The 20147-nt window shown below is 34.9% G+C and carries 17 protein-coding genes; 4 read left to right on the top strand and 13 right to left on the bottom strand.

Annotated features, from left to right (window positions below; all coding sequences use genetic code 11):
* Window positions 1–76: 76 nt before the first annotated feature.
* From NiCM35_RS03815 to NiCM35_RS03785, 7 genes are all read right to left on the bottom strand, one after another.
* Window positions 77–628 carry a hypothetical protein gene (locus NiCM35_RS03815; protein ID WP_095332315.1) on the bottom strand — a complete coding sequence of 184 codons (552 nt, stop codon included), beginning with the start codon at window positions 626–628 and terminating at the stop codon, window positions 77–79.
* A gap of 183 nt (window positions 629–811) precedes the next feature.
* Window positions 812–1345, bottom strand: coding sequence for a cell wall hydrolase (locus NiCM35_RS03810; RefSeq protein WP_249878875.1), 534 nt, complete (start codon window positions 1343–1345; stop codon window positions 812–814).
* Between the two features lie 281 nt (window positions 1346–1626).
* Window positions 1627–2994, bottom strand: coding sequence for a 23S rRNA (uracil(1939)-C(5))-methyltransferase RlmD (gene rlmD / locus NiCM35_RS03805; RefSeq protein ID WP_370999917.1), 1368 nt, complete (start codon window positions 2992–2994; stop codon window positions 1627–1629).
* A 244-nt stretch (window positions 2995–3238) separates the two neighbouring features.
* Window positions 3239–5275, bottom strand: coding sequence for a beta-galactosidase (locus NiCM35_RS03800; RefSeq protein WP_433778679.1), 2037 nt, complete (start codon window positions 5273–5275; stop codon window positions 3239–3241).
* Between the two features lie 24 nt (window positions 5276–5299).
* Window positions 5300–6127, bottom strand: a complete 828-nt coding sequence (locus tag NiCM35_RS03795) for a carbohydrate ABC transporter permease (RefSeq protein WP_370999851.1) — start codon at window positions 6125–6127, stop codon at window positions 5300–5302.
* Window positions 6127–7044, bottom strand: a complete 918-nt coding sequence (locus tag NiCM35_RS03790; RefSeq protein WP_082138282.1) for a carbohydrate ABC transporter permease — start codon at window positions 7042–7044, stop codon at window positions 6127–6129. Before NiCM35_RS03790 ends, NiCM35_RS03795 begins: the two co-directional genes overlap by 1 nt.
* 93 nt (window positions 7045–7137) lie before the next feature.
* Complete coding sequence (locus NiCM35_RS03785) at window positions 7138–8451, bottom strand: ABC transporter substrate-binding protein (RefSeq protein WP_249878878.1); 1314 nt, start codon at window positions 8449–8451, stop codon at window positions 7138–7140.
* Between the two features lie 205 nt (window positions 8452–8656).
* On the opposite strand from NiCM35_RS03785, the gene NiCM35_RS03780 reads away from it, so the two are divergent.
* The 3 genes from NiCM35_RS03780 to NiCM35_RS03770 all read left to right on the top strand — a co-directional run bounded on the left by NiCM35_RS03780 (window position 8657) and on the right by NiCM35_RS03770 (window position 12933).
* On the top strand, window positions 8657–9895 hold the full coding sequence (locus NiCM35_RS03780; RefSeq protein ID WP_433778677.1) for a helix-turn-helix domain-containing protein: 1239 nt from the start codon (window positions 8657–8659) through the stop codon (window positions 9893–9895).
* A gap of 337 nt (window positions 9896–10232) precedes the next feature.
* Window positions 10233–11348, top strand: a complete 1116-nt coding sequence (locus NiCM35_RS03775) for an ABC transporter ATP-binding protein (protein WP_433778675.1) — start codon at window positions 10233–10235, stop codon at window positions 11346–11348.
* Between the two features lie 94 nt (window positions 11349–11442).
* Window positions 11443–12933, top strand: coding sequence for a glycine betaine ABC transporter substrate-binding protein (locus NiCM35_RS03770; RefSeq protein ID WP_123259697.1), 1491 nt, complete (start codon window positions 11443–11445; stop codon window positions 12931–12933).
* Between the two features lie 65 nt (window positions 12934–12998).
* Here the strand turns inward: NiCM35_RS03770 and NiCM35_RS03765 are convergent, their stop codons facing one another.
* From NiCM35_RS03765 to NiCM35_RS03755, 3 genes are all read right to left on the bottom strand, one after another.
* Window positions 12999–13730, bottom strand: a complete 732-nt coding sequence (locus tag NiCM35_RS03765) for a hypothetical protein (protein WP_433778673.1) — start codon at window positions 13728–13730, stop codon at window positions 12999–13001.
* Between the two features lie 115 nt (window positions 13731–13845).
* Window positions 13846–16290 (bottom strand): ABC transporter permease, encoded by a 2445-nt coding sequence (locus NiCM35_RS03760; RefSeq protein ID WP_433778671.1) that lies wholly within the window; start codon window positions 16288–16290, stop codon window positions 13846–13848.
* Complete coding sequence (locus tag NiCM35_RS03755) at window positions 16291–16962, bottom strand: ABC transporter ATP-binding protein (protein ID WP_433778669.1); 672 nt, start codon at window positions 16960–16962, stop codon at window positions 16291–16293. It abuts the gene before it with no gap.
* A 143-nt stretch (window positions 16963–17105) separates the two neighbouring features.
* Between NiCM35_RS03755 and NiCM35_RS03750 the strand changes: the two genes are divergently transcribed.
* Window positions 17106–17507, top strand: a complete 402-nt coding sequence (locus NiCM35_RS03750; protein WP_433778667.1) for a hypothetical protein — start codon at window positions 17106–17108, stop codon at window positions 17505–17507.
* A gap of 163 nt (window positions 17508–17670) precedes the next feature.
* Here NiCM35_RS03750 and NiCM35_RS03745 read toward each other — a convergent pair whose 3' ends face one another.
* The 3 genes from NiCM35_RS03745 to NiCM35_RS03735 all read right to left on the bottom strand — a co-directional run bounded on the left by NiCM35_RS03745 (window position 17671) and on the right by NiCM35_RS03735 (window position 20126).
* Window positions 17671–18204, bottom strand: coding sequence for a cell wall hydrolase (locus NiCM35_RS03745; protein ID WP_433778696.1), 534 nt, complete (start codon window positions 18202–18204; stop codon window positions 17671–17673).
* A gap of 320 nt (window positions 18205–18524) precedes the next feature.
* Window positions 18525–19295, bottom strand: a complete 771-nt coding sequence (locus tag NiCM35_RS03740) for a sugar phosphate isomerase/epimerase family protein (protein ID WP_433778665.1) — start codon at window positions 19293–19295, stop codon at window positions 18525–18527.
* A 12-nt stretch (window positions 19296–19307) separates the two neighbouring features.
* Entirely contained in the window at window positions 19308–20126 is an 819-nt protein-coding gene (locus tag NiCM35_RS03735; RefSeq protein ID WP_123257342.1) for a sugar phosphate isomerase/epimerase family protein, read from the bottom strand.
* Window positions 20127–20147: the final 21 nt, after the last annotated feature.

Raw genomic sequence — 20147 nt, 5'->3', positions numbered from 1 at the left:
TCTGAACTGCACGCGAATAATTACATCTCTTTTTCAAACGCTATCTTTATCCACTTCTTCGTTAACATAGCAGCTTTTACTTTCTCTTATCAATTGATCCCCATAAATCATTTACACGGATAAACATTCTTTCAATTTTATAATCAGCATTTACATTCGCTTGCCCAGTTACTTGTTTTACTTTTGGCTCATCCATGCCCTTTTTATGATATGCTAATGATATAGAAAAGTTATAAATCTTTCCTTTCGAATCAGTTCTTTCGAATTCAATATTTTTAACCTTAAGACTATAATCCTTTTTATACGACTCCATCATTAAGATCGTCCCATATCTTGTAATGAAATCATTATAGGATTTTTGATTAGAAAAATAATCTTTAAAGACTGCTTCTTCATATTCTCCTAGAGCAGCCTGCTTTTCTTCTCCATTTGCTTTGCTTTCCTTTTGCTTGTTCCATATTTCTATTAATTCATCCTTGGGTCCATTTAAGGCATTTTGTAAAACAGCTTCTACTGGTTGTATGTATGGATCTGTATCTTTAACTGTTTTCTCGGTACATCCAGCTAATAATATAAGAAGAAAAGGAAATAATGCGATTATGATTATACGATGATTACTTTTCTTCAACACATCGCCTCCTCAATAAAAACTATACGAACAGTACATTGAAAAAGTTTCAAATATTTTCCTTTTTCCCGTATTAGCAATAAATAATAAAGAATAAAAAAATGGAGAAATTCTATTCGAAAATCTCCTCAACTACTACTAATATATGAAATAAGGGCAAAATAATTAACTAATTAATGCTTCTTAAATAGAAAATGCATGATTTCCTATATGCTTAATCACTTGTCTTGTAAAAATCCAATCACTTGTTGCTGTATCTGGATTATAGAAATAAAGAAGCTCTTTATTCTCTTTTCCATTATTTAATGCTTCTTCTACTGCTTCCATGGACTCTTTATCCGCTGCTTTATCGATGGAACCGTTCTGAACAGGCTGAAAAGCATTTTTCTCATAGATGACAGACTCTACTGTATCAGGAAACTGCTTATCATCTAGACGATTTAGTACTACATCAGCTACTGCTACTTTACCGGCAAACGGCTCACCCTTCGCTTCTGCATGAACAAGACGGGCCAGTAATTTTTTTTCATTATTCGTTATGTCTGCTGATTCATCAGAAGCTTTTACATTTTCCTTTTTATCAACAGCAAATTTTCTTGTTGCTACAGTTGTTGTTTCTTCCTTACTAATTGTTTCTGCATTTGCAATAGATGGTATATATATATAAGAACCACTAATAAAAGTGAATATAATTGCAATAAATAATAACTGTTTCATTTTTTGTATACCTCCTGTTTTAACAGGCCCATTTACAAGGCTAACAGGTTTGCAAGCAAAACTCATTGCATAATTGTTGGAAGAACTGTAAGATTCGCCGGGATATTTGGGAGAAATAACCAGATATTTACAATTCCTCTTTCTCCAATCGCTCATATTTTCCCTGCATAGGGGATAATTTTTTTAAAAGTGGAGATTCTACAATACTAATACAACTCCATTTTCTTTCTATAACAAAAAAAGCTGATAGCAGAATAAATCTGAAATCAGCTTATCAAATATTAATTATTTCTTACTAATAATGCACAGCATTCAACGTGAACGGTATGCGGGAATAAGTCGACTGGCTGAACCACTTTCAATGTATATCCAAATGGCTCCAGTTGCTTAATATCAGTAGCAAAGGTATCTGGATTACATGATACATATACAATTCTTTCTGGTTGAGAACGTCCGATACGTCTCATTACCTTTCCACCTGCACCAGAGCGAGGAGGATCTAGCAGCAATAACTCAGGTCTGCCAAATGTTTCTAATACTTGTGCTAATCCAGTTCGGGCATCTTGTGCTAGGAAAGTAGTATTATCAATACCATTATCTCCTGCATTTCGTTTTGCTGATTCAATCGAACTTTCGACAATTTCAATCCCGACAAGCTTGCCAACCCTGCTCGCGAATGGAAGAGAAAATGTACCGACACCACAGAATAGATCAATCATATTCTCTGATTTCTTTGGTTCCGCCATTTCTACAGCTAAATCGACTAATTTTTGTGCTTGCGTCGGATTCGTTTGGAAGAAAGTATCAAACCAGACGCGGAATCGATATCCATCCATTTCATCGTAAATGAAATCTCTCCCAGCTAATGTATGACTTTTTTCTGATTGCGTACGATCTGCCCAATCGGTATTCTCTAACCACATAAAGCTTTTAACTTGTGGGAACTTTTCGGTAATACGAGCAACTACTGTATCCACTGCATCTTTCAAAGAACCGTCTGGAGCTTCTGTCGCAAATAGCGCCAACATCATTTCCCCTGTAGCAAAAGACTGTCTCACCATTAAATGACGAAGAAGTCCTTCATGTGTATCTTTATTATAACCTTTTAATGCATGTTCCTTTACCCAATTGGCTATTTCAAGTGCCGCTTCCACCATTTCTTTTCCAGCGATCAGGCAAGTTTCTAAGGAAATAATTTTTCTAAAATTCCCTTGCTCATGTAGACCAAGAGAACCATCCGCAGCAAAGGTAAATTCCATTTTATTGCGGTATCTCCAAGGCTCATCCATGCCGATTGTATCTTTTACTAAGCTAGGATCAAATCCTTGTTCTTCAATCACCCGTTTTACATGATTGGTTTTTTGTTGTAATTGCCCATTATAATCCCAATGCTGCCATACACATCCGCCGCATTTTTCAAAATGTGGACAAGCTGGTCCAATTCTTTCCGCATGTGCATCTATGATTTCTTCTGGCATCGCTTTTCGATGTCTTCTATGCGGCTGATCAACTGTTACCTTTACCTTTTCACCTGGTAAAGTTTGCGGGATTGTTAGTTTTAGCTTCTTTTTGTTGCCTAATTCATTTTCGCGCCAAACAACTGCTTGTCCAGCACCTTTTTCATCAACATTCTTAATATCAACAATCATTGTTTCTTTTTCAATAGTGGTCAAACGACATTTCCTCCTTACAAAAATTCACTAGCTAATTTATTTGAAAAGAATCATTTCTTTGAGGGATCTAGCTACTCTATTTTTAACATACTTCCCTAGTATAAAGGACAATCATACAATATGAAAATAATAATTTTTATTTTGCAGATATTAGTAAATTTAAAAGGACGTTGCTTTATTTACAACGTCCTTCCTTAAGCCTCTTTATCCCTCTGATATTCTACTCTAACACAAGTACATCATAACCCTTCAATTGTATCTTCTGATGTACCTTCTCTCCTGTTAAAATATTGGTCATTCCCTCCTTGACTTCCAGTTCCTGCGTCTCATAGGAATAATTTAATAAGAAAACAAATTCCTTCCCTTCTTTCTTGCGTATGGACAACTCTACACTTTCAGGTAAATCAAATTTGTTATTATTATTTATTTGTATTTCTTCAAGTAAATTTTCAACAAGCTCGATAGTAAAAACGCCTCCAAAATAATAACAAGCTCCCTCTCCATATTGGTGCTTAACCAGGCCGGGCTTTCCTTCAAAATAGCAGTCAGAAAACCTCCCTATTACTTTCGTATCTTTTGATTCGATTTTTAAAGTCTCATAAAATCCTCTAGTCTTAATCTCTGTTTTTTCTTTGTAGATTACGATTGGAGTAGTTTCAAACGGTGCTTCCCTTGTAAAATCCTCTACCGTTATTCCCGTAAGGTCTGCTAGATAACCTGGGAATGCCTTCATATAGACTTGACCTGTTTCATCCTTATATCCAGTGCGACAGCCTAGTATCAATTTACCACCTTGCTTTACATACTTTTTCAGCAAATTCGCTGTTTGTTCTGATACAATCGCTGCATGAGGATACACCAGTACTTTATATTTTTTCAACTCATCTAGATTAGAGTTACTATTTAGATTAGAGGCATCTACAGGTATATGATTGTACTGCAGCACCTTAAACCATGCCTCTTTGCTAAGGGAAGCAAAAGGTCCTGACCACTTATCAAATTCCGCATCCCACTCATTATCATAATTAGTGACGATTGCTATCTCTGCCTGGTAAGTCGCTCCTGCTATCTTCTCTCCGATTAGTTGAATCTCCTTGCTTACTTGCTCTACTTCTTTTATACGGCGGTTAGGCAGATTATGATAGTCATTAATGCCATGCCAGTAAATTTCTGTTCCTTTTGTTGATGTTCGCCAGCGGAAATACATAACTAAATCTGCACCATGTGCAATCGATTGATAGGTCCATAGGCGAAGCTGTCCTGGATTAGGCGACGGCTGTTCTAGTCGTGTCACCCATCCGCCGGGACCGGACTGCTGTTCAAAAATAGCAAAATTAGGGGAAATGCTGCGGACTACACTTAAGTTCCAGCTCCATTTCCGGTCTCGCAAAGGCTTATCGCTCTTATCTTCTAATACTCTGCCGAAGTTAGGATAAGAATCATAAGCATAGAAGTCTAGCACTTCATTTGTCAGCTTATGATTATCGAGATGCTTAAACATCCCATTTGTGGTAACCCACTGATTGCTTGTATATTTCCGAATAATGTCTGCTTGCATTTTTGCATAAGAAATAGCACTATCAGAAATGAACCGCTTTTCATCTAACATATGATGAGGGTTGGGAGAATTGGGAACCGTTGTGCGAGTTAAATAAACTTGATCCCAGCTGGTATATGTCTGATTCCAAAAAACAGTTCCCCATGCCTCATTTAATTGATCTAACGTTTGATATTTTTCCATTGCCCATTTTCTAAAAGCTAGATGATCGGCGTCCGAATAAAAAACATCTATTTCACAATTTAATTCATTATCAATCTGCCAGCCGACAACGCCTGGATTATGGCTATAATGTTTTGCCATTTCTGTCACGATAGCGGAACTTAGTCTTCGATAGTTTTCCGAATTATAGTTATAATGTCTTCGAGCGCCATGCTGGAACGGTATGCCTGTTTGGGATACATTCAATACATCAGGATATTTATGGGTCAGCCATGCTGGCGGTGTAGCTGTTGGGGTTCCGAGCACTATCTTCAGGCCGAATTTATGGGCTTTTTCAATCGCTCGATCAAATAAAGCAAAAGAATATACCCCTTCTTCTGGCTCCAATATCGTCCAGGCAAATTCTCCCATGCGAACATAGGTAAATCCTAACTCCTTCATTCTTTGAAAATCATCTTCCCACAGCTCCTCTGACCAGTGTTCTGGATAATAGCAAACACCTAGTGTTAATTTTTCCTCCGTCCATTTTTTCGTCATTATTTGCACTCCTATCTATATTCTTTATTCTTTTATCGAACCACCTAAAATACCGGAAATAAAATGCTTTTGCAGGATAAGAAAGACGGCCATTACTGGGATTACCGAAATAGCTGTCCCTAACATCAATTGTCCATAATCAATAGAATTAAGACCAGCTAAAGTGGACAAAGCCACTGGCAAAGTATAATTTTCCTGTGTTGTCATCACTATTAATGGCCACATAAAATTATTCCATTGATGGGTAAAAAGGAAAATCCCAACAGCCGCTAAAGCAGGCTTCATTGTTGGCAAAGCAATTTTGAAAAAGATAAAGAATTCTCCAGCTCCATCTATTCTTGCTGCTTCTATTAAGGAATCTGGTATTCCCTGCATATTTTGCCTAATTAAAAAGATAGCAAAGGGATAGCATATTTGCGGCAATATAATCGCTTGATACGTATTGATCCAGTCTAACGATCCAAAGATTTGAAATAGTGGAATAATCGTAGCCTGATACGGAATCATCATCGCCAATAAAAAGGATGCAAAAATCAGATTGCTGCCCTTAAATTTAAACTTCGCAAAAGCATAGCCTGCTGCGGAACAAATGAATAAACTTACTATGACAAAAACAATCGCAATGATTGATGAATTAGTTACCGCTTTGACAATATCGATAGAATTGCTTAAATTTCGTAGGTTCTCCAGCAAATAATCACCAGGGATCAATTTTGGAGGAAAGGCCAGCACATCGCCTGAAGGATTTGTTGCCCCTACAAGCATCCAATAAAATGGACCAATCGAAATGACCACACCAATAAGTAAAAATAGATGCATAAATATTTTTTGAATGCGTTTCTGTTTTGCCATCAGTCATTTCTCACCACCTTAAATTGAATCCATGATAGAACCGCGATAAAGAGCACAATTACATAAGCAATGGCCGATGCATAACCAAAATTAAAGAAACTGAAGCCCTGATTATAAAGATAGTAAGTAATCGTTATGGTCGCATTATTTGGACCGCCATTTGTTAAGTTGTACGGCTCATCAAATAATTGAAAGGAGCCAATTGTTGACATTACAAAAGTAAATAACAGAACGGGCTTAAGCTGTGGAATCGTGATATAAAAGAATTTCTTGATTGTACTGGCACCATCTATACTAGCTGCTTCATACAAACTATTCGGGATGTTTTGCAAGCCAGCTAATAAGATAACCATGTTATAGCCAGTCCATCTCCAAGTTGTTACAAGAATAAGGGAGACCTTCGCCCAGAAAGGATCTGTCAGCCAATGGACCTTCTCAAGACCGATTGAAGTGAATAAATAATTGATTAAACCGTAGTCTGTATTTAACAGCAATACAAAAATGATGGAAGCTGCGACTAATGAAGTAACAGCAGGAGTAAAAAAAGCGACCCGGTAAAAACCTTTCATTCTTAATAAACTAGAATTCAATACACTCGCTAATAAGACGGCTAGGAATAACATAATCGGAACCTGCACTAGCAAAATAATAAATGTATTGCCAAGCGCTTTGTAAAAGAGTGGATCACTGAAAAGCCGTGTATAGTTCGCAAGCCCAGAGAAAGTATAAACACCTGCCACCTTTGTTTGAAAGCTTAATAGAAAAGAAGCAATTATAGGATAAACCGTAAAAGCAATAAACAATAGCAAGGCTGGACCAACAAATAGATAAGGAACGGTCTTAGGCGTGATAAATTGTTTTTTCTTTTTTATAGTTAATGAATTTGTTCCTGTTTCTAGCATTTTATTATCCGACATCCTTCTCTCCCTCCTTTTTTAGAGGCTGCATTCAAAAATAGGTTCAAATGCTATTCTCAAAGTCAACCTCTAATCCTTTAGCAAAAATGGTTTTTATTTGCTCGATTCCAATCCAGTTTGCTGCTCAGCTTGTTTCTTTCCATCCTCCAATATTTGTGCTGCTGGTTTATTCTCAAGTAAAAACGCTTCCATTTGACTTGTCATAATGGATCTGAGTTCTAGCTCTGCACTACTGTGATTAACAGAGGGAATATCTGTTACTGTATCAGCAAAATCTTTAAAGAATGTTTGATTATTAAAATATTCTTGTTCTTCACTGAAAACCGGCTCTTCATATGCTGCTAATAACGCTGGGAATAATCCTCTATTCGTAAGTGCCTTAATTTGTGATTCTACATCTGTTGATGCAAATTCAGCAAACACATATGCTGCTACTTTATTATCCGATTTACTTGGAATCGCTAAGGCAGATCCTCCATCATTAGAAGCTCTCCCTCCCCCTTCTTCAAAAGCAGGCAGTTGGAACATGCCCCATTTACCTGACAGCTCAGGCATTTGTTCAATCATCGTTCCACTCCACCAGACAGCACCAGGCTGTGTTGCGACCTCTCCATTTTTCATTGCTGCTACTTGCCCATCCCAGTTATTTGTGTAGATAATTAATTCTGCATCCTTCATTTTTTGCAAAATATCAATGGCCTTTTTGGCTGCGTCTGAAGTAAGATCTAATTTATCATCCTCTGTAAAATAATAGCTTCCTTGCTGCTGCAGCATAATTCTAAGCAAACCATCTCCATCTGTTCCTAGAAATGCCTTCCCCGTATGTTCAACAACCTTTTTCCCCGCTTTGATATAGTCATCCCATGTTTTGATAGTCGCTGGGTCAACTCCTGCCTCCTCAAAAATATCTGTCCGATAGATAACACCCACTGGTCCTAAATCTCTTGGTGCTGCAATAATATTTCCATCCTTATCCTTTAACCCATCTATTTTCGACTTAGAAAATTCATTTTCATGTTTATCAAAGCCAAGTGAACTTAAATTCGTAAATGCATCAGGAAAATCATCTGTAAATGAATGAATACGATTATTTTCTACCTGTACTACATCTGGTAATCCGCTTCCCCCTGATGAAAGACCCGCACTAACCTTTTGGTATACTTGATCAACACCAATATGCTCAACCTTCACGTTTACATTAGGATATTTCTTATTAAAAGCAGGAAGTACATCCTTTTCTAAATAATTTGCTTCTAATGCCCAGGCCCAGACGGTGACATCCCCTTTTATATCCTCTGGATTATCTGGAATGGTTAGATCTTCTGTACTCGTTGAGGAGCTATTGCTGCATGCCCCTAACACAATCATAAATAGAAATAATAAAACAAAACCATAGATTTTCCTCATAAAGTTCCACTCCTTTTAAAAGAGATTTTTTCTGCTTTCTATAAATCTAAAAAGAAACAAAATGAATAGAAAGCGCTTACCTGAGTAGTCCAAGTATATACTGTTATCAAAGATGGTTATGGTATAATTTCTATTATTTTGGTATTTCAACTACCTTATCACTCTCTAAATTTTGACAACATTCAATTTAATGGAGGAGAATCTAGTGGGAAATCGTCTAAATATGAAGAATTTGGAGTATATATGTAATTTAATGACAGATATATTAAGTATCTCTATTACTTTACTTAATAATGAAGGAACTATAATGGCAGAAAAAACAGCGAACGAACTAATTAATCCTCTTTATCCTTCTAAACAATCCTTTTACAGACAGGTCATTCCTAGAAATGGAAAGAATTCTCTGTCTCCCGCCATAATAGGTACACCTTTTTTTGAAAACGTATCCATCATTCCAATTACCAACTTAGGTACCATTATTTTAGGCCCCGTTTTATCTAAACGACCAAGTAGACTGCTGATAGATAACTTGATAACTGCCTATCGGAAAAAAGGTTTGGAAGAAGCCTTAAGCGACTATTATTATTCTCTTCCCGTCATAAGCAATGCGAAATTAGGACAAATCTGCAAACTTATCTATTTTTTATACAATAACAAGATTTATGACAAAGACATTATCATTCCAAAAATGCAATCGCCCAATCATTTAACCGATGACAAGACTGCAAATAAATACATATTAGAAACACACCAAAATTCCTCCTTTCACCATGATCCTATCGCTGAGAAAAAACTCTATCAATTTATTATAGATGGACAAAAGGAAAATCTGCTTGCATATTGGAAAGCCTTTAAAGAAAATACTTCCTTTCATTTTGGAATGCTTTCTAAAAAAAATGAAGTAAGAAATCAAAAAAATTTAACTATTGCAACCATTACCCTTGCAACCCGTGCGGCCATTACAGGCGGTCTTCATCCTGAAATCGCCTATTCTTTAGGAGACCGCTACATTCAAGACTTAGAGGAATTACAAGATTTAAAGGACATTCATTTCTTCACAGAAAATATCTTGTATGAATTTGCAGATAAAGTAGCTAAAACAAATAGGGAAAATTATTCGCGACCGATTTTTCAATGCAGAAACTATATTTACAAGCATATCTATGAACCATTAACCTTACAGTCCATTGCAGAGCATTTATCTATCAGCCCCAAATACCTATCCAATTTATTTAAAAAAGAAGTGGGAATTCCTATTAGTGAATACATACAGCAAATGAAAATTGAGGAAGCAAAAAAACTGATGACTTTTGCAGAACATTCCTTATCTGATATTCATGCCCTTTTACATTTTACCGATCAAAGCTATTTCACGAAAGTATTTAAAAAGTATACCGGAATTACTCCTAAACAATTTAGAAAAAATACGGTTAATTTTTTATAGAGAATAGAATTAGGGCTTATCCAATAGTTATTTACTTGTGTTAGGATAACCCCTGTCCATATTAAATATTTCTTATAAATACATATTTGCTAACAAATAGCTAGTCAGATAATTCGTTCTAGGATTCACCAAATTATAATTACATTATTATTCTCCTTTATCATTTCATTGAAAATTCTAATTATAATTCCCTTAAATATTCCTTTTTGGTCTTATCTTTCTAAAAATAATGATATAATAGTAAATGTCTTTCATAAATAGTTTAAAAAAGGCGGTTAGTTAGTTAGCAAAAACGGGTAATTAGTTTTAAAGAAAGGTCTGGAGGTGTTCGTAGAAATTGATTCATTTTAAAGAAGTAACCAAAACGTTTCAAGATGGATTTAAAGCGCTGAAGAATATTACATTCGAGGTAAAGGAAGGAGAATTACTTGTTCTAATTGGTCCAAGTGGTTCTGGCAAGACAACTACGATGAGAATGATCAATCGACTTATAGAACCATCTAGTGGTTCCATTACAATCGAAGGAAAGGATATTTCCACAGAGGATCCTGTAAAACTCCGCAGAACTATTGGCTACGTCATTCAGCAAATAGGTTTATTACCCCATATGACGATTAAAGAAAACGTATCGCTCGTTCCTAGACTCCAAAAATGGAAAAAAGAACAATATGTAGACAAAATTAATGATTTAATGAAAATGGTCGGGTTAGATCCTGATACATTTGGTGATCGTTACCCTTCTGAATTAAGCGGTGGACAGCAGCAAAGAATCGGGGTTATTAGAGCACTTGCGGCAGAGCCGAAAATAATTTTGATGGATGAACCGTTTAGTGCCTTGGATCCTCTCAGCCGCGAACAATTGCAAGATGAATTAGTCCGCTTGCAGCAGGATATCAAAAAAACAATTGTCTTTGTTACACATGATATGGATGAAGCCCTTAAAATAGCGGATCGAATTTGTATTATGCAAGACGGAGAAATTGTGCAATTAGATCGGCCAGAAAATATATTACGTCACCCAGCAAATGAGTTTGTCCGCAATTTTATTGGAGAAGATCGTTTGCAAGAAAATATTTCTTTACCTAAATTAGCAAAATTAATGGTTCCTCCTGTAACAGCCGGTGAGTCTCGCGGTCTTGCAGAATCATTGAAATTAATGAGAAGAAAGCGTGTGGATAGTCTAGTGGTCGTCGACAAATCTAATACCTTTCTCGGGATAGCGAATGTGTGGGAGGTACAAAAACGATATAGAGAAGAAGAATTAACCTTGAAAGATATCATGGATACGAATATAAAAATGCTTCATCTTGAAGAAACAACGGAAAAAGCTTTTCAACTTGTTAGTGAATCCCAATATGGCTTTATTCCAGTAATTGACCAGCATTCTAAAATTATTGGTATTGTCAACCGTGCAGGTCTTGTGGAATATATTGCTGACCAAATTGGAGAATAAAAAGGAGGGATGAGCCATTCCTAATATAATCACAGACACAATAGATGTCTTCATCAACCGTTGGCCGACAATATGGAATTTAATTTTAGAGCATATGTATCTTTCTCTTATTTCTATCGCCATTGCAATCGTGATTTCCGTTCCACTAGGAATCTATTTAACTCGCCACAGGAAAATCGCAGACTCCATCATTGGAGTAGCCGGCGTATTTCAAACCATACCAAGTTTGGCATTACTAGTATTTCTAGTACCCTTCATCGGTACTGGGAAACTTCCAGCCATTATTGCTTTAACTGTTTATGGTCTATTACCTATTTTGCGCAATACATATCTAGGAATTGTTGGAGTAGAAAAATCTGCAATCGAAGCTGGCGTAGGGATGGGTATGACCAATCGCCAAGTGTTATGGATGGTTGAATTGCCACTATCCTTAAGCGTTATTATGGGAGGAATTCGGACTGCAACAGTATTAATAATCGGGGTGGCAACAATCGCTGGATTAATCGGCGCAGGCGGACTGGGAGATTTGATCTTCCGTGGTTTACAAACCTATAATACTGGCCTTATCCTTGCTGGAGCCATCCCATCTGCCCTTTTGGCGATTATATTTGATTACTTATTAAAACTATTAGAAACAGATGTGACCCCTCAAGGTCTTCAAAATAAAAAAGTGAAAAAAAGCAAAATACGAATCTGGATTGTTGCAGGTTTAATCGTACTCCTTCCACTTTCGACTGTGATTGCCAATTTCAGCAATGGAAAAAGCGGAAAGGATAGCATCACTATTACTGGAAAAAATTTCACAGAACAAGAAATTATGGTGTACATCATGGGGCATCTCATTGAAGAGCACACAGACTTAAAAGTAAATTATGAATCTTTTCTTGGCGGAACCGCCCCAGCCTTTGAGGGGGTTAATACCGGAAATTATGATATGTATATGGAATATACAGGTACTGGATTATTAAGTATCTTAAAGGAAGATATGGTTAGTGATCCTGACGAAGCCTATGAAATAGTGAAAAAAAGATTTAAAGAAGACTATAATTTAGTTTGGCTAGAGCCATTTGGATTTAACAACACATACACATTAACCATGCGCAAAGAAGATGCGGAAAAGTACCAAATAAAGACTATTTCAGACTTAAAAAAGATCGCACCGGACCTAACCTTAGGATCTGAACCGGAATTCTTAGAAAGAGAAGATGGCTATCCAGGTCTTATCGATACCTATGGAATACAATTTAAAAATACGCAAGCAATGGACTCTGGTATTATGTACAGTGCGATTAAAAACGGTGATGTCGATGTTATTGACGCCTTTTCAACAGACGGCCGTATCCCAGCATTTGATTTACAAGTTCTAGAAGATGATCAGAACTTCTTCCCACCATACTATGCAACACCAGTAATTAGAGCGGAAACATTAGAGAAATATCCAGAATTAGAAGAAGTATTAAGCATGCTTGTCGGAAAAATTGATAATGAAAAAATGCAAGAATTAAATGCAAAAGTAGATATTGATAAAGAGCAATATGAAGATGTTGCGGTCGAATTTTTGAAAGAAGAAGGGCTTATTGATTAGTTTATAAGGTTGATATGTTGGGGTTATAGATTTTCTATAACCCCTTTGTGGTCTTTCAATTCAAACTATCTATCATTTTCTACCAATTTAAGAATTTCTTCTAAATCATGCTGCTCCACATATGCTTTCGTATCATTTAACATATCATCTGTGAACTGTATTCCTCCAATAACTATATACGTTTTTCCCATACTAGTTAATCGAGCAAGGTGCGTTGCCGCATCACCTTTAAATAGGTCAAGTGGCAGCTGCCGTTTAGTTTCCGTATCATAGATTTTTAATTCTCCACTAGGAATCGTTCCATACAAATTACTATTCATATAAAGTATATATCGCTCATCTAGCCAAACAGCTCCACTTGGATATTCTTGTTCACCAGAGGTAGCGTTCACATTGATTATTTCTTTTAATCCATCTTCTTTCGAATAAACATAGAGCGCCCCACCTGCCTCCCACCCATATTGTGGAGTTAACAAAACTTTTTTTCGAGTAGGTGAATAATCAACAGGCTTCATTTCGCTTGATGCACTATCATGATTAAATGATTCTATAGATCCATCCTCCTTTTTTAATAGCAAAGCATATGGTTCGATACTGTAGGATATTCCTTCACTCTCGTTATTTCCGTCTATTTTGCTAGACTTTTCCTCTTTACTATTCCCCTCCTCTGTAATTGATTGAGATCCTGTTTTCGTTTCCTTTTGAACAGAATAATCCCCAATAAAGATAATTGCTAATCCGATGCCAATGGTCACTACAATCCCTATAATAAATCCAGCCCATAAACTCTTATTCACTCTTCCTCCCTCTTTTCACTAAAATACAGATTCTGTCTACATTCTCTTATTATCATATACGACTAGATTTTTGTTTATAATTGTATGGACTGATTAAAAGCAACTAAAAATTTACTTATTCTACTTCCCTTAACATATTATACACTGTTTGATTTATGACTATTTTATAAATAATAAAACTTCCAACTATTAATAGAAGCGACATATATATAATAACGAGAAGATAATAATATAAATAGTAAGAGAGAGGAAAGGTTAAGGTTAAAACTGCGCCCATTAAATACAAAAATATAATAATAAAACTCATTAAAGCAGCAATTAAACAATAAACCACCATTTCTGATGTCAGAAAATAATATAATTTTCTTTTTGACATTCCTAAAGACAGATAAATCCCCCACTCCTTTTTTTGGAGTTGGTATTTACTAAATACGATTATAAACATACTAGTAACTGTAAGAAGAAAAGTAATTATGAAAGAAAATTTTGCAAGGAAACCTAACAACGAAGTTATCTTTGTATCATTTTGGATAAATTCTGGTATGTTCTGTAACAAACTACCAGGTACAGTAGCAATCATCTGATTAACATAATCATCAATCTTCTTTAATTCATTTTCTGTAATATTAGTATCAAGAAATATTCCGAGTTCCATATAACCGTTGAAGAGTTTAGAATTCTGCATTGTATCTTTATCAAAAATAATAGTAAAACCATCATAACTTATTTTGTTTTTGTTATTAATTTGTTTTACATATGTTTCATTGTTAACACTATATACTTCGAACTGTTCTTTTATTTTCTGCAATTTCCCTTCATGCTTTTCCTGTTTAATGAATTCGATTGTTTCTCCTTTCAGATTATTTAAATTTGCATCTTTTCTACCATCCTTATTAGGAACAAAGATCATGATTTTGCCTCGAAATGCTTTATAATCATCCTCTGGGAAAAGGTGTGAAAATTCCTCTTTATCAATAATTTCATATTTAACATTTGGCACAATCCATTTTTGATTATAAGTGATTATTTCTCCCTGATTATCCAACCATTGAGTAATATCTTTTGTTTTTTGCTGTGATGTGATTAATGGAATTACATCTACCATAAAAGGATTCTTCTCAACATATTGAACACCAGGCAGAATCTTTAGATTCGTAACTTGTTGTTCTGAAAAAGTTAACCCCTTCCTTAAAAGGATAGGCAGATTATCTTGCGTGTCAAATCCGTAAACCTCCTGGGAATTTAAATAATAATATTCATCTATATCCCATATACCTTCCGTCTCTTTTTGAAAAATGACAGAAAACAATAAAATAAGTATAGACAAACTTATCATTGCTACAGTTAAAATAAATTGTTTAGGAAACAAAAATAATTGTCTTGTTAACTGTTTTATCTCAAATCTTTTTATATTTTTATTAATTAGTATATTCACAATCGGTATTTTTTCTACTCCATTAATTAACATTTTTATAGATAGATTTCTAGAACGAAATATCTCCCAAAAAGATAGAAATAAAACCATGAAAAAAAGAAAGAGAATCCAACATATACTAAAAGTATAAGTCTGATTTTGATATGTACTTATACCTTCTTTAAAACTCTTATTTATTATTAGGAATTTAAAAACATAATTTAGGGGGACTGCTAAAATCAAACCAGAAAAGAAAAGAATAAATGTTTGAGAAAAGTAAAAAAAATACAGCTGCATTCTTTTTATTCCAAGTGCCTTTAATACCCCAATTTTTCTCCGTTGCGATTTATTAAAATAAGCAAATAAACTGCTTATAGAAAATATCGAAATGAAAAGAATAACCGTTTGATAAAAGATTGAAATATTACGAATAGTATCATAATCTCTTAGGCCTTCCAAAAATAGCTTTTCATTTACAAAACCCTTATCATCATACTCAGCTAGTAAATTTTCTGTTTTTTTGAGAGTAGTGTTTTTGCCGTCTTCATAGTTAATTAGATAATTCCTTTTACTAGACTTGTCTTTATATTGCTCGCTAATAAAAATATTGGGGAAAGCTAATTCTTTTTGAAATTGAAAAGGTATATACCTTTTCGAGGAATAATTGGAAATAATCCCAACAATTTTTACTTTCCATTGCTTTTCTTCACCATCTAGTGTTATCATGTCTCCAATAGCCCAGCTACTATTAAATAATTTTAAGTATGCGGATTCAATGGCTACTTCATTTTTTCCAATTGGCAAACGTCCCTCCATTACTTTAATTTTCGATAAGTCTACAGCTCCCTTATCCATCCATCCAATTGTAGCGGAATTGGAATTCTCTAAAGGAATCCAATCAATCAATTGGAATTCGCCTATATTTTTTACTTCCTTATTTATTTCAGATTTAGACTTTTCAATACCAACCAGAACTCCACTATTTTTCCCGTATTGCAAATAAGATTTTTCCATTAGGGCAGCTCTAATAGCCTCAGATGCTGTAAATATAGAGAGAACAGAAGAAATAATGAGACACAATGCAAGGACTATCAATATAGTCCACTTTCTTCTAGAACATAGAAATTTAAATCCTAACGTAAACACTTAACTCATCTCCTCTAATACACCGTTTTTCATGGAATATAAAAAGTGAGGAACTTGAATTAAATTCTTCTCATGTGTGACTATAATTAAAGAAAGTTCTCTTTCCTTATTAAATTTAGTTAATAAGCTAGTAATACTTTTAGTTGTAATTTGATCTAAATTACCTGTTGGTTCATCCGCAAATAATATATCTGGTTCAGTTATTAAAGCCCTGGCAATAGCCACTCTTTGCTGCTCCCCACCTGATAGAAAAGTTGGAAGCTTGTTTAAATAAAAGTGAATTCCTAATTCTTGCGAAAGCTCATCAATACTATATTTCAATTGTTTCTCCCTTTTTTTTGATAGTTTCAATGGAAGTTCAATATTCTCTCGAACGGTCAATTCTGGTATTAAATGAAAGGATTGAAATACAAAGCCAAATTTATGCCCCCTTATTTCAGCTTGTCTTTGCTCAGGCAAATCATAAAATGATTCATTATTATAATAAACCTTTCCATTTGTGGGAAATTCCAATCCACCTATAATACTTAAAAAAGTCGATTTCCCAGAACCACTTTTTCCTTCGATGACATGAATGGTTCCCTTTTCTACAGTAAAATTCTTTATTTTGATAATTTCCCTATCATCTGAATATTTCTTTGTCATATTAACTACTTTTAAAATTTCCACCATAAAGTTCACCTCCAATATTTTCTATAAATATACTACAATAAATCTAATGAATTGGCAAAAAAAACCAATTCTCATCTTAAAATTCACAATTTTATTCTTTACTATATTTATAGAATAACTATTATTAATTGGAGGAATTTACAATGGAAAAGAAAAAAAGTAAATTAGTTTTAACAGGAGCTTTAATACTAGTTTTATCTTTCCCAGCAGTAGCAAGCGCGTACAGTAGTTCATATTCCTTTCATGTCGGTTATAGTCTTGAAGGAACTAAAAAATATTCATTATCTAACAAAACTACAAAAACAACAGCCAAAGCTAATACATATAATTCAGCTGGTAATGTGCAGTCAAATAAATCAAATTATAGAGTAAGTTTATATAAAAGTTTGCTAACAAACTATTCTGTAAGTATGCCAGCTGATGGGTACAGTTATACAAAATCATTTGGAAAAGTTAGTAAAGGTAGCTATACTATCAATATTAACAAATCGGATAATACAGGATATGGTAGTAGAGTTAAAGAATCTGGTACCATTAACCAATAAAACAATAATTTAGTATAAATGAAATACTAATACTTAAAAAGAGCTAATATACATCAACCATAAAGAAATTTAGAATTAAAAAAGAGCTAGTCTAAAAACCGAGAGTTTGGATTTTAGATAGCTCTTTTAGTTATTTTGTTTTTTAAAAGGAAATATCTACTATTTATCTAGCAAAACGATGGTTTCCAATAGTAACCGTTGCTTCTCGTGAGAAAACCCAGTCACTTGTAGCTGTTTTTGGATTAAAGATATACAGAGAACCATTTCCTTTTCCATCTAATGCGATCGCTTCATTAACGGCTTTTTTTGACTCCGTATCAGCTGCCTTATTAATTTCCCCATTTTGAACAGGGGTAAAAGCATAATATCCATTCGATTTTTCATAGATGACATCACGAATAGTATTCGGAAATTGATTACTTTTTACTCTATTCAAAACAACCACTGCTACTGCAACTTTTCCTGCATATGGTTCACCAACAGCCTCAGCGCGAACTAATCTCGCCATTAAATCTTTATCGGCTGGTGAAACAGTGGCATTTGGTAGAATAATATTTTGACCTGTAATTAAGGCTTTGCTATTATTTGCCTTCATTAAATCACCGATTGGAATCCCAAAGCCCTTGGCCACTTTCCAATAAGTATCCCCAGATTGAATCGTTCGATTCGTTGCTGCATCTGCTTTATCGATTAACATAAATGCTGAAATAGATAGCACTAATCCAGCGGCTACTATTAATTTTTTCAAATCTCTTACCTCCTAGTAGTCGTTGTTTCTGATGTCTTCTATTAGGCTAGCAGATGTAATATTTCGATTCATCGTCCAAAAAGTGGTAAACGAAAGATTGCTAGGTTGATAGCTTACTAAAAAAGGGATTTACAACATGGTGGAAGTATTAACCAATCGAGTTAGTTAGCAAATAACATCTAATTTTAGGAAATTTTAGGAAGGATTGTTACAAACCATTTTTATCTGTAACTAAAAATAAGAAGGTACTAAAAAATTTAAAGACTCATTTAATGACAAGAAAACTGCTTTTTTAAGAAATCAAGTGCTGGTCCAATTTCTTCTGCAAAATTCCTCCAATTACATTCAATGGAAATTCTGCCATCATAGTTTGCTTTATGAATGTTTCGCACAAACTCAGGATAGGGATACATTCCTGTACCAGGAGCCAGCCTATTCGTATCAGCAACATGGATATGTTGGATAAAATCTTTATATTCATAGAGATTCGTAAGTGGTTCCTTTTCTTCTTCCATATGATAGAAATCAGCCAATATTTTTAAAGATTTTTGATTAAATTCCTTTGACCATGCAGCAGCTTCTGAAATACTATTAATAATATTCGATTCTTTTTTGTTGAGCGGTTCTATTACAATCGTTAAGCTTAATTGGTCCGCCATATCCGATACTGTCGATAAAAAGGCTGCCATTTGTTCTCTGCCCTTTTCTTTCGACAGTCCTTTCGGAAAACTTCTTGCACCACCACTACCGAATACAATTGTGTCCGCACCTATTCGGCAAACACGTTCTAATGCAGATTTTAAATAATCTTTCACTCGCTGATTATCTACCTTATCGCCCACTATTTTTAAGTCACTTGGCAAAAGAATATTAAAAGCTTCAATAGGTAAAGGTGAAGCTTGATATTTTTCTAATATTGTTTTAAATACCTCTTCCTTTTCTTCTGGCATTAAGGAAACAACCGTACATTCGATAAAATCATACCCCGCTTTATCCAATGCCTCTGCCTGATCAATAGCAGCGCAGCATCCGAACCTCATAGGATTTCCCCCCTACACAAGAATATTTTTCATATACTTACTAAACTGCTTAAAGGCTATTTCCGGCTCCTCCAATTCAGGACACCACTTTTTTTCCCATTCTAATGTATAGTAGCCATCATACCCGTTCCTTTTTAATAAAGTGTATATGTCTTGTAATGGTATATCCCCATCTCCTAAAAAACAAAGCTGATAGCCTCTTTCTGCTTCCTTTTTTAGATAAGAATCCTTCCAATGGGTGTAGGCAACCCATTCCCCAAGATTCTCCCAAGTAACATCAGGCTTTTCGCCAATTGTTCGAAAGGGATGATGGATATCCCATAATACTTGCAAATAGTCAGAGGAAACTCGCTGAACCAGCTCTTTCACATATCTGCTATCTGTCCAATCATCATGTGTTTCTAGGAGAAGTTTGACATTGATATCCTCTACAATCGCCAAATAATCATGGATATTTTTCTCAGCGATTTCCATTGCTTCTTCTCTCTTCCACTTTCCGATTGCCCCACCAAATACACGAATATATGGAGTGTTGAATTCCTTACAGAGCAATGCGTACTCTCTTAATTCCTCTACATACTTCTCATATTCTTCTTGCGATTGAGTTACCAATTTGACTGAACTGGAAAAACACGGAATTTCTAAAGAAGCTTCCTTAAAGAGACGTACCGTTTCTTTTACATTTGCTGAAAATTCACGAAGCTTATATAGATCAAGTTCTCCTAGCAGCCCACGAAAATCAACGCCTGAATAGCCATTTTCCACTGCATGTTGGATAATTGTTTCTAAATTCCAATGAGGACATCCAAGAGTAGTAAAAGCTAATTTCATCTTCTGTACCTCCCACATTTT

This window comes from Niallia sp. M35 (assembly GCF_050971705.1).
Lineage (GTDB): Bacteria > Bacillota > Bacilli > Bacillales > Cytobacillaceae > Niallia > Niallia circulans_A.
The sequence above is the reverse complement of the archived record's forward strand: the minus strand, read 5'-3'. Positions and strand labels throughout refer to the sequence as shown.